The organism is Bacteroides mucinivorans (assembly GCF_034654355.2).
Lineage (GTDB): Bacteria > Bacteroidota > Bacteroidia > Bacteroidales > Bacteroidaceae > Bacteroides > Bacteroides nordii.
Genome location: NZ_CP178179.1, coordinates 792,055 through 802,743 on the forward strand (window position 1 = coordinate 792,055; position 10,689 = coordinate 802,743).

Consider the following 10,689-nt stretch of genomic DNA (forward strand, 5'->3'; position numbering starts at 1 on the left):
ACGATGTCTTCCATCTTATTTTTTTATGAATTTAATGCAATCATGTTTGCTCTTAAAAAGATATATACCATGTTGTAATGAATTTATATCTAATTCTGCGATAGTCTCTTTTATTGTTTTATTAATAACCTCCATTCCGTTTACATCCACAATAGCAATATTGCCAATCGGATTTTCTGAAGTTATATCAATTTTATTATTACTGATTGTTATTTCATCTTTAGTTTTCAGATTATCGGTTCCTGTTGCTATGGTTTTGGCATAGAGTATGAGGTCGGTTTGGGCAGTTGAATTCTCATCATAGCGATTTCCTTTCTCATCATACCATCCTCCAAAAGTTGTTCCGTCGTCAGGAACAGGATTTTGGGGAAATTTCATTTCTGTATTGTTGTAAAGTACTGCATATTCGTTGCCATTATACATAAAGACTGTTTTGTAGACTCTGTTGGTACCACTATAGACGACTGGCATGTTATTATCAGAATCAAGTTCCTGACCGAAAAGAAATTCCATTTGATCACCGTTTAATAAATAAGTAGCTTCTCCGGAATGAAACTTTTTCATATCCATGGGAATTCCACCTTTGCCTGTTAAGGTATAGCCCGCATAATAATAGTTGTTTTCACAGTCGAAATTTACAGTGTTGTTTTTTCCGTAAATAGCTCCTTGATCCGTGGCCGTGCAGTCAATGGTGCCGATAACATAATTGTTCGTAATGGTTTCGGCAGCTTTTGACAAATTAGAATACGAATTGATTCCGGCTACATATTTAGGGATTCCAGAACCGTTATTTTTAATGCTACCGTCAAAGTAACATCCGTTAATAATAGCTTCGATGCCGGTTGTACTTGAATTTGTACATCCCAAAATGCCGCCGACACCATTGGTCACTTTTCCGGATGTTGTGATTATTATATTGCCTGAATAAGAGCAGTTTTTTACATTCGCATTTTTCATAAATGCCAATACACCACCCACATATCCCGGCGCTCCCATGATATTGATTTCAACATCGCTATGGCAATTAACCATATTTCCTAAGGCATTGGCTTTACCAATGAATGATCCGACTTGAGTTTTCTGAGTTATGGATGCAGGAATATCGATTTTTCCTGAGAGATTGATGTTGAGAATATCACAGCTTTCGCTATTTGTACCACCTATTAAGCCTGCAAAATTTGATTTTTCTGTAAGGTCACTTTTATTTATATACATATTATAAATGTGATAACCTTGTCCGTCAATTTTTCCGGTAAAATAAGTTCCGTATCCTATTGGAGTCCATGGTTGATTGCCTAAATCTATATCTTTTGCAATTTTTATACCTGTTATGGCATGGCCTTGATTGATTTGATTGGCTACCCATGCTAATTCTGCTCCTGTGTAAATAACACAATTACCGGAAACGTCACGAGCCGGTTCAATCATGGAAATACCATCCCACGGACCTTCTGCTACGGGTTCGAAGGGTACGACTTTCACAATACCCGGAACCATAATAGCCATAGCATTGATGTAACCAGTTTTGTAGGTATCTGCACTTGTAGCTCCCGGGGTTACCGTAAATCGGATATGTCCGTTTGCATCCGGATATATTGAAGAGAGTTCAGCGATTGAATGATCGTTGTTGTTTCCATTTAATCCAATGTAATTTTCTACAGTTCCAAAGGTTGAATATTCAGCTTCATGAACTTCTGTAGCATTCATATAGGAACCAAACATATAAAAATCATAGGATTCCTTAGGATTCAGATTACTGAATACGATTTCGGCATTGTCAATAAGAACGCCGTCTTTTTCGATACCGTTTACCCAATAACCTGTTGAAGATGTATTTGCGGGCATGTTAAGCAACGTATTTGTTTCGGATGCACCGTTTTCTGTGACACCGGCAAAACCTTTTGTGATGTTTAGAGATATGCCTGAAGCCTTATTCTCCGAATCTGTCAAGCTTTCAATTTTAGTTCCGGCAAGATGGGATGTCACATTATTCCAGTAATCTTCTTGAGTTGTTTTTCCATTGGTGGTAAAGTTGATATAGATAGGAATTTTCCCCGGAACCTCAAGATGTGGAGTTACCATCAATGCTCCCAGATAATAAGTTTTCTTTTCTTCGTTATTGTTTGCGCCGGCTTTTACAGTTAAATAGATGCGTCCTTTTTCATCGGCAATTATTCCTTGGGCCGTTGCAATATTTGCCGTGTTTTTTGTAGGATTCAGAGAGGCGTTTCCATCATTTTTTCCTTTGAATGAGTAGACGGTTTCAGAATTGGTCGATGTATTATTCATAATTGAGGCAAATACGTTCATATCATACGCCTGACCCGGATATAATCCGGAAATAATAACCGAACTCTCTGTAGTACCATAAAAGGCTGATTTAGACACATTCGAAGGCATATCTAAAGCTGTAGTCGATGAAGTGGTTCCGATAGAGGAAACACCGTCGAATGGTTTTTCTATTGAAACTTTCACTTCGGTTCCATAACCTTTGCTGTTATATAGATTTCCCACATTTGCTCCGGTTAATGTGGTTGTTAAACTATTCCATGAATATTGAGAGATTGCAGATGAACCAACACCGATGCCGAAATTAATCATTAGCGGTCTGTCGATGACCTTGGGCTTTGCATCAGGGTTTACCCCATAAGTATCTGCAAGGCTACTGATACTTTTGGGGTGGATAATGGCTTCACGTACGGCATGTTGGCACATCTCTGCACAGAAATCACTGATGGAAGCAGGGTGATAACTTAACCCAATGACACTCTTTCCGAAGATTTTTTCGTACCATGTTAGTGCTACGGTATAACGGCCGTGACTGAGATTCATGTGATAGCCATCACGATTATAATCATCACCAATATAACTGGTACGCCCATTTTGGACAGCTGTTCCACCTGGAATTATGTTTTCTTCGCCAATTCCCGATTGTATGGCGGCGCGGCCTGCACAATCAACGATTTTTGTATATTGATCCATTTGGTCGGTGTAAAGACCTTTATTGATTAACTCCTCTAATTTTGCCGAACCATTTTGATAGGCCCAGGTCATGTAAAGATAAAACTGGGCATTTTTATTCGTGAGATGAGTTTTAAAGTAGGTGATCAGATTGGTCAGGTATGGAAAATAGTGACTATATGCACCCGAATAATTATGGTCAGTTTGTATAATGACAATATCCCAATCTTCATCCGTAATGATATTTGCATCGAATTTGCGGCTATTGCCTCCTGTCGATGTCATTTTTCCATCTTTAATTTTGTAGTAATTGTATATCTGCTGATTTGTGGTAATATAATTCGTGTGAAGTTCCAGTGTGGTTCCTCCTTTATATGGAAACCCCAGCACAATATCATCTCCAGCAGCTTGTACTATCGGAAGAAACTCCTGTAAAGCCGCATCAAACGAGAAACTGTTTCCAACAACGAGAATCTTTTTCGTTTCTGCATTCGTTGTAAAAACTGTTCCTGTAATACTTAAGAACAGCATTAAATAAAGTTTGAAAACCTTTTTCATTGATTTATTATTTTGTTGATGACTAATATGAATTACAGAACCTTACAGATGACAGAACTTACTCCTTGGATTCTCAGTGATAGTTTATCTTTCGATTTCTTTACTGACAAGTTTTGGGGATTTCCCCAAATAACTTCTAATCGATCATATCCTTCAATGGATGCCGTAGCACTTTTTTCTCTCGGATTAATAATTATCAGATACTTTGAGTGATCGTCGGAGCGTTCGTATACGGCAGGATATGCTTGTTGCGGATCGCTGACAAACTTCCATCCTCCTGTATTTCCCAATGCGGAGATTGAAGAACGGAGGGCAAGAAGTCCCTTCGTCCAGTTAAGTATTGAATGTGGGTCATCGATTTGACCGGCTACTGTCGGACGCTTCGGATCCGGGTCTATAGGTAAGTACAACTTTGAAGGGTCGCAGGTAGAGAAACCGGCTGTTGCGCCTGCTTCCCATTGCATGGGTGTTCTTTGTGCCGACCGGTCACGACTGCCTTCAATAAACGGCCATCCGTCCATCGAACGCATCCCGATCTCTTCTCCATAGTAGACAATTGGTACCCATGGCATTGTCAGGAAGAACGTCATGGCTACTTTTAGTTCCTCCGGGGTAGAACGTTGGTTACGATTTAGCCTCCACGTATCATGGCTGGATGTGGGCATACATGGGAAACCATGCCCCTTGGTTACTTCATAGATTTTTATAAAAGGTTCTACAAAAGAACTGAACTGCCCTTTTCCCGCCCTGTCAAACCAACAATCTTTCGGTTGGTATATACCGGTTTCCGGATCTGTATTCCGATGTGTATTGTGTACCAGATCGCGATACATGGTTTTTCCACATCCGTTGTGGCGGATAATATCGATATCGAAGCCGCAGGAAATAGCTTCTATCGGACTTGACCATTCAGACAGGAAGATCGTTTCGGGATAGTTTTCCGCTTGCCAGGAAAATATTTCATTCCAAAGTTTTCTTACCCCATGAAACTCTGCGTCATCTCCCTTTACCAATGACCAGGCCAGGTCACAACGAAAACCGTCAACTCCCTTATCAAACCAGAAAGAGATGATATTCTTTATCTCTTGGCGGACTGCTTTTGGACCGGGGGCATTATAGGCTTGTTCCCACGAATTCTCCGGGTTCGGCTGATAATATCCATAATTAAGTGCCGGTTGAATATCGTAGTAATTCATCAGATAGTATCCGTCGCGCGGATATTCATTTTTTACCCAGCCTCCTCTTTCCGGTTTCGGTGGAGTTGTTTTTTTACCTTTCGTCCAGATGTAATAATCGGCATAATGACCATTCGGGTCTCCATTTGCAGATTCCAGAAACCAGGGATGCTTGTCTGAAGTGTGACCGGCTACGAGGTCGAGGCATACTTTAATACCCTTTTCATGTGCATCGTTTACCAGATTTACCAAATCGGTATTTGTGCCGAAGCGTGGGTCGATTTTATAGAAATCGGTGATATCATAACCGCCATCTTCAAATTTACTGCAAAAGACCGGACTGATCCAGATGGTATTAAATCCCAGATCCTTTACGTAGTCCAAGCGAGAACGTATACCCTCCAGATCGCCGTATCCGTCTCCGTTGCTATCCATGTAAGAAGAAGGATAGATGTGATATATGGCTGCACTTTCCAGCCATTTGGGGTAGTTTCGGATGGCAAAGAGGTTACTTGCAAGGGCCATAAAGCTAAAAAAGAAAATGATTCGTTTCATCTGATTATTTTTTGTGGGTTCTATGATTTACCTATTGAAAACTGAAATTGTGTTACCGTATCTCTATAATGGTGTTATCATGATATATAATTTTCATCTGTTGTGATGCATTCAGGCAATTTAAAATCTGTTCAATTGTCTCGTCATTGGCAAATATTGCATCGTATTTTATCGATTTTAATTTTGGATTGGTAATTACAATCTTCTTTTGGAAGTGACGTTCGAGTTGATTGGTTATATCTTCCAGCTTTTTATCGATAAAGTAAAATTTACGGGATTGCCCAGGGTTGGCTATAGTCGAAATATTCATTTGTGACATTTCGCCGGTATTCTTATCAATCTTTATAATATCACCGGGAGCCATGAGTACTTCTACCTGTTTATTGTTGAAATCTGATTCTACGTCCACGCATCCTTCGTATAGCATCACTTCAAATTCTGAATCGGATTCATGCGATTGTACGTTGAATTTAGTTCCCAATACTTTGATTGTGGCATTGTTACACACAACGAAGAATGGATGTTTCATATCTTTGGTTACCTCTACGTATGCTTCGCCAAACAAATGCACTTTCCTGTTACGGGCAAAATCATTTGCTGCGTAAAAGAGAGTACTTGTGGGGTTGAGATAGATTTTTGTAGAGTCGGGAAGTATCACCATTTTTGAATCACCTGCCGATGCATATACTTTTTCCAAATCGATATCGCCGAACCGGGGACTCCATAAATGTATACCCAATAGGAAACCGCATATCAGGACGGTGGCGGCTATTCCCGATATCCAACGGTATATTGTTTTCCTCTTTTTCATGACTTGGGGTGTCCCGATACCTATACGATGGCATGTACGGTTGAATGCGTTTCTGGCTTTCTGTTCATCCTGATGAGTACATTCTTTCAACAGCTCCAGAAGAATAGTGTCCAATTCGGCATTATTGATATTGTTTATATACCATTGCTCTATTTTCTCGGAATCAGAGGGTGTGGACTGACTCTCAAAAAACATCTTTATGCTTTCTTTTTTCATATATTTTTTATTAATCTTTCCTTATATAAAAAGAACACATTACATGATATGACTACGTAATCCGATTTTGAAAATAGACATTTTATTATTGTGCGGATGCATATTTCTTTCCGAAAAAGCGGTCGATAATGAGGGTGATAGCGCCGTCTCCGCTTACGTTACATGCTGGACCATATCCGTCGAGAGCCAGATAAATGGCCATCATCAGGGCACTCTGTTCAGGCGAAAAACCGAGAATCGATTCCAATAATCCGATTGATGCCATTAAAACTCCTCCCATTACTCCGGGGGCAGCTACGGCTGAAATCCCTTGTAAAAGGATGAAATTGGCAAAGAGGGCGAAACTAATGTTCATTCCGCTCAGATACATCACTGCGATTGATGTAGTGATAAGCTTGATAGTCGATCCGCACATGTGGACTGTTGAACAAAGAGGGACAGTAAAGTTGGCGATCTCTTTAGTCGCACCATTCTTCATGGCACACTCGAGAGTGACTGGAATAACGGCCGAACTGGAACAGATTGAAAAGCCTGTCAGGTACGCTGGCATAATATTCCATATACATTTAAAAGGATTTTTTTTAGCCACCAGTCCGGCTATGATATATTGGATAATGAGGTAACAGATAGACAGGATAACACCGGTTGCAATGACTTTAACACCTGTTCCCATGACGGTTGACAGATGACCGGAAGCACTCATCTCACATATCATTGTAAAGATGTAGAATGGTAAGAGAGGGATGATGGCATGTTCAATCGTGAGTTTTACAATTTCTCCGAATTCATCGAAGGCTTTCTTCAGTCCCGGGGCTTTGGTGAAAATAATGCCGATGCCGAGCATGAATGACAAGAGGAGAGCTGTCAGTATGTCACAAATCGGAGGGAATTTGATATTGAAATAGGGCTCGAATACTTTTCCTTCCAGCGCAGAGGTGGAAATTTCACCAATACTTAGATAATGAGGAAGCAGACTTGAAGCAAAACCATATGCAAAAAATCCTGCACCTATCGTTGACAGATATGAGATAACGATAACACTCAATAGCATCTTTCCAGCTCCACGTCCCAGATTAGCTACAGATGGAGTCACAAGGCCCAATACGAGTAAGGGTACGATAAATTTGAGAATTTGTGCAAAGAATACATTGAAGGTTTTAAATATTCTGATCATAACATCCGGCGCTATAAGTCCCAATAACGAACCGATAGTTATCGCAATCAATACCTTAGGGAACAATCCTAACTTTCTTTTTTTCATTTTGTCAATATTTTAATTTAAAGGAACACTCATTCAAGGAACACATCATATCATACATCTACGTAGTCGGTATTTTTATTTGTTTTGAATATTGTGGCTTTTGACGGCTTTGCTATTGTAAGAAAGCATGTTAATGTTTTTTAAATCAGTGTCAGTTTTGTGTTGTTGGTTACGTATTCAGTACTTTTTGATAAGTCTTCATAGTATAATTTTAAAGATACATATATGAAAAAAAACATTCTTTTGTCTGGTATTTTACTGCTGAGTTTTTCTTGTGCTATCGCTCAAGATTATCATGACGATGTTGTCGTGTTGGATTCTGTAAAGGTGATGTCGTTCAACATCCGTTTCAATAATCCGAATGATTCTCTTGATACGGCATGGGATCGGCGTCGGGAACCGTGTGCCCGTATGATCGCCCAGTACCGTCCCGACGTGATAGGCATGCAGGAACCACGTAACGAGATGTGGCAGCAAATCTTTGCCATGCTACCTGATTATGGCTATTATCGTATAGAGATGAACGACACACTACCTGATTCCCGCACCGGAGGAGTATTACTGTTGTATCTTCGTGAGAAATATTCAGTGATACGTTCGGGACATTTTTGGCTGAGTGCTACTCCCGAAGTGCCATCCCAACCGTGGAACTCGACTGACAGACATTATCGGGCCGCTTTGTGGTTGCAACTCAAGGATAAAAAAAGCCGGAAAGAATTTTATATTGTCACCACTCATTTGCCCTATAAGAAAGAACCGGTGGACACTGAGGTGCGTGCCCGGTGTGCTGCATTGATAAACAATAGAATGAAGACCATCGCCGGGGAGGAGGCAACTGTTTTCGTAACCGGTGATATGAATGCTTCTTACAATCCCTATGACCCGCGGCGTGAGAGCTTGGCTCCATTTTACCGTTGGTTTGCTTCTGCCAGAGAAGATGCTTCCAAAACGGATGATCATTCCAGCTTTAATGGTTTCGGGCGCGTTTCTCCTTTGGTAAGAAACAAGAATCTGGATCATATTTTCTATCGTAATGCTTGCCCGTTGGTGTTTGAGACCATTGATAAGCCAGTTTATGGTGTGAGGTGGATATCTGACCATTATCCTATCATTTGTACATTTACTTATTGATTTGTAAAGATGAAATATAAGAAAGTTTTTTTAATGTTTACGGTGGCTTTCACTGTTACAATAGCTGCTGCTGCCGAATATAAACTGGGCTCTCCTGATGGGAGGCTTACGAGTGAAATTAATGTCGGTGATAGTCTTACGTTCACTCTTTCCAATGAACACCAATCAATATTGTCTCCATCGACCATTGCTATGGAATGGATGAATGGCACAGTTTGGGGGGCCGATATGAAAGTGAAAAAAGTACAACGCTCGTCTGTTGATGAAGTGATTCTTTCTCCACTGTATAAGAAATCACAGGTGCGAGATAAATATAACCGGTTGGTATTGACCACGACTGCCGGTTTCAGTATCGAATTCCGGATGTATGATGACGGAATGGCTTACCGTTTTGTATCTTCACTTTCGGAGGAGTACACAGTGAAGAATGAAAAGGCAGTGTATCGGTTATCTCAGAATTTTGAGACATGGGCTCCGTATGTACGTGATCGTAAGAAACGAAAGGACGCCACCCGTGAACAGCAGTTTTGGAATGATATGCAAAATCTGTATACGTATCTTCCGTTGAAGGATTTCGATGAAAAAAATCTGTTGTTTACACCGATACTTGTCAATCTGGAGTATGGCGAAAAATTGTGTATTGCCGAAGCCGATGTTGAAGATTATCCCGGAATGTATTTAGCGACAGATAGTTGCAGACCGCAGTTGAGAGGAGCCTTTGCGCCTTATCCGAAAAGTGTGGTACAGGGCGGACATAATGATCTTGAACATTTGGTTACTTCGCGGTATCCCTATATTGCGAAGATCAATGCACCGCGGACTTTTCCGTGGCGGACTTTCATTGTTACACGTCGCGACGGAGAGTTGATGGAAAACGATATGGTATATCGGTTGGCAGCTCCGTCACGCGTAACCGATCGGTCATGGATCAAACCGGGAAAGGTTGCCTGGGAGTGGTGGAATGACTGGGGCCTTTATGGAGTCGATTTTAAGGCTGGCATTAATACGGAAACTTATAAATACTACATTGATTTTGCTTCCGAAAACAGCATCGAGTATGTTATTCTCGATGAAGGATGGGCTACTAAGGGAAAGTGTGATCTTCTTGATGTCGTCCCGGAAATCGATCTTCAGGCAATAGTAGATCATGGGAGGAGAAAAGGAGTTGATATTATTTTGTGGGCCGGTTATCTGGCGATGGAACTTAATTTGGAAAAGGTCGTATCGCATTATGCCGATATGGGTATCAAAGGTTTTAAAATAGATTTCCTTAATCGTGATGATCAGGAGATGATTGATTTTATGTACCGTACGGCTGAGGTATGCGCGGCCCATAAGATGCTTGTCGATTTTCACGGCTGTCCCAAACCAACGGGTATGCAACGCACGTATCCCAATGTGATCAATTATGAAGCGGTATTCGGGCTTGAACAGTTGAAATGGTCCAAGCCCGATGTCGATATGGTTTCTTACGATGTTTTATTGCCATACATTCGCATGGTGGCTGGTCCGATGGATTATACGCAGGGAGCGATGCGCAATAGTGTCAAAGGTGGATATTTTCCGAACAGGAGTAATCCGATGAGTCAGGGCACCCGTTGCCATCAGCTTGCAGAATATGTCGTATTCGATTCTCCGCTTAACATGCTTTGTGATTCTCCATCCAATTATATGCGTGAACAGGAGTGTATCCGGTTTATATCCCAGATTCCCACAGTTTGGGATGACACTTTCGTGCTCGATGGTAAAGTTGGCGAGTATATTGTCGTGGCTCGGCGTAGAGGTGATAATTGGTATATCGGAGCATTGGGGAATTGGGATACCCGTGAACTGAGGGTGAGATTACCGGATGATTGCATCGGGAAGCGGATCGAGATATTCAGTGATGGAGTAAATGCCCATCGGGCAGCTCAGGACTACCGGAGAACGTCCGAAGTATTGGAACAGAATGAGCTTGTTGTCCGACTTGCACCGGGTGGGGGATGGGCAGCTTGTATTTCATCACCGGAGTAAAAAGAAAG

General features: G+C 41.1%; 6 protein-coding genes. 2 read left to right on the forward strand and 4 right to left on the reverse strand.

Annotated elements, in window-relative coordinates; all coding sequences use genetic code 11:
• Positions 1 to 15: 15 nt before the first annotated feature.
• The 4 genes from VCM39_RS02760 to VCM39_RS02775 form a co-directional block, all read right to left on the reverse strand.
• Positions 16 to 3,519 carry a DUF4886 domain-containing protein gene (locus VCM39_RS02760; RefSeq protein ID WP_322933552.1) on the reverse strand — a complete coding sequence of 1,168 codons (3,504 nt, stop codon included), beginning with the start codon at positions 3,517 to 3,519 and terminating at the stop codon, positions 16 to 18.
• A 32-nt stretch (positions 3,520 to 3,551) separates the two neighbouring features.
• Positions 3,552 to 5,249, reverse strand: coding sequence for an alpha-amylase family glycosyl hydrolase (locus VCM39_RS02765; RefSeq protein WP_007487724.1), 1,698 nt, complete (start codon positions 5,247 to 5,249; stop codon positions 3,552 to 3,554).
• A 52-nt stretch (positions 5,250 to 5,301) separates the two neighbouring features.
• Positions 5,302 to 6,276, reverse strand: a complete 975-nt coding sequence (locus VCM39_RS02770; protein WP_289290673.1) for a FecR family protein — start codon at positions 6,274 to 6,276, stop codon at positions 5,302 to 5,304.
• 85 nt (positions 6,277 to 6,361) lie between these two features.
• Positions 6,362 to 7,537: a dicarboxylate/amino acid:cation symporter gene (locus VCM39_RS02775; protein ID WP_322933553.1), complete on the reverse strand. Its 1,176-nt coding sequence runs from the start codon at positions 7,535 to 7,537 to the stop codon at positions 6,362 to 6,364.
• Positions 7,538 to 7,762: 225 nt separating this feature from the next.
• On the opposite strand from VCM39_RS02775, the gene VCM39_RS02780 reads away from it, so the two are divergent.
• Both VCM39_RS02780 and VCM39_RS02785 read left to right on the forward strand, forming a co-directional pair.
• Positions 7,763 to 8,668 carry an endonuclease/exonuclease/phosphatase family protein gene (locus tag VCM39_RS02780; RefSeq protein ID WP_322933554.1) on the forward strand — a complete coding sequence of 302 codons (906 nt, stop codon included), beginning with the start codon at positions 7,763 to 7,765 and terminating at the stop codon, positions 8,666 to 8,668.
• A 9-nt stretch (positions 8,669 to 8,677) separates the two neighbouring features.
• A complete protein-coding gene (locus VCM39_RS02785) occupies positions 8,678 to 10,681 on the forward strand; it encodes a glycoside hydrolase family 97 protein (protein ID WP_322933555.1) in 2,004 nt (667 codons plus the stop codon).
• Positions 10,682 to 10,689: the final 8 nt, after the last annotated feature.

Coding starts and splice junctions, on each gene's coding strand:
- VCM39_RS02780 (WP_322933554.1), top strand. CDS start 7,763: ATGAAAAAAAACATTCTTTTGTCTGGTATTTTACTGCTGAGTTTTTCT.
- VCM39_RS02760 (WP_322933552.1), bottom strand. CDS start 3,519: ATGAAAAAGGTTTTCAAACTTTATTTAATGCTGTTCTTAAGTATTACA.
- VCM39_RS02765 (WP_007487724.1), bottom strand. CDS start 5,249: ATGAAACGAATCATTTTCTTTTTTAGCTTTATGGCCCTTGCAAGTAAC.
- VCM39_RS02775 (WP_322933553.1), bottom strand. CDS start 7,537: ATGAAAAAAAGAAAGTTAGGATTGTTCCCTAAGGTATTGATTGCGATA.
- VCM39_RS02785 (WP_322933555.1), top strand. CDS start 8,678: ATGAAATATAAGAAAGTTTTTTTAATGTTTACGGTGGCTTTCACTGTT.
- VCM39_RS02770 (WP_289290673.1), bottom strand. CDS start 6,276: ATGAAAAAAGAAAGCATAAAGATGTTTTTTGAGAGTCAGTCCACACCC.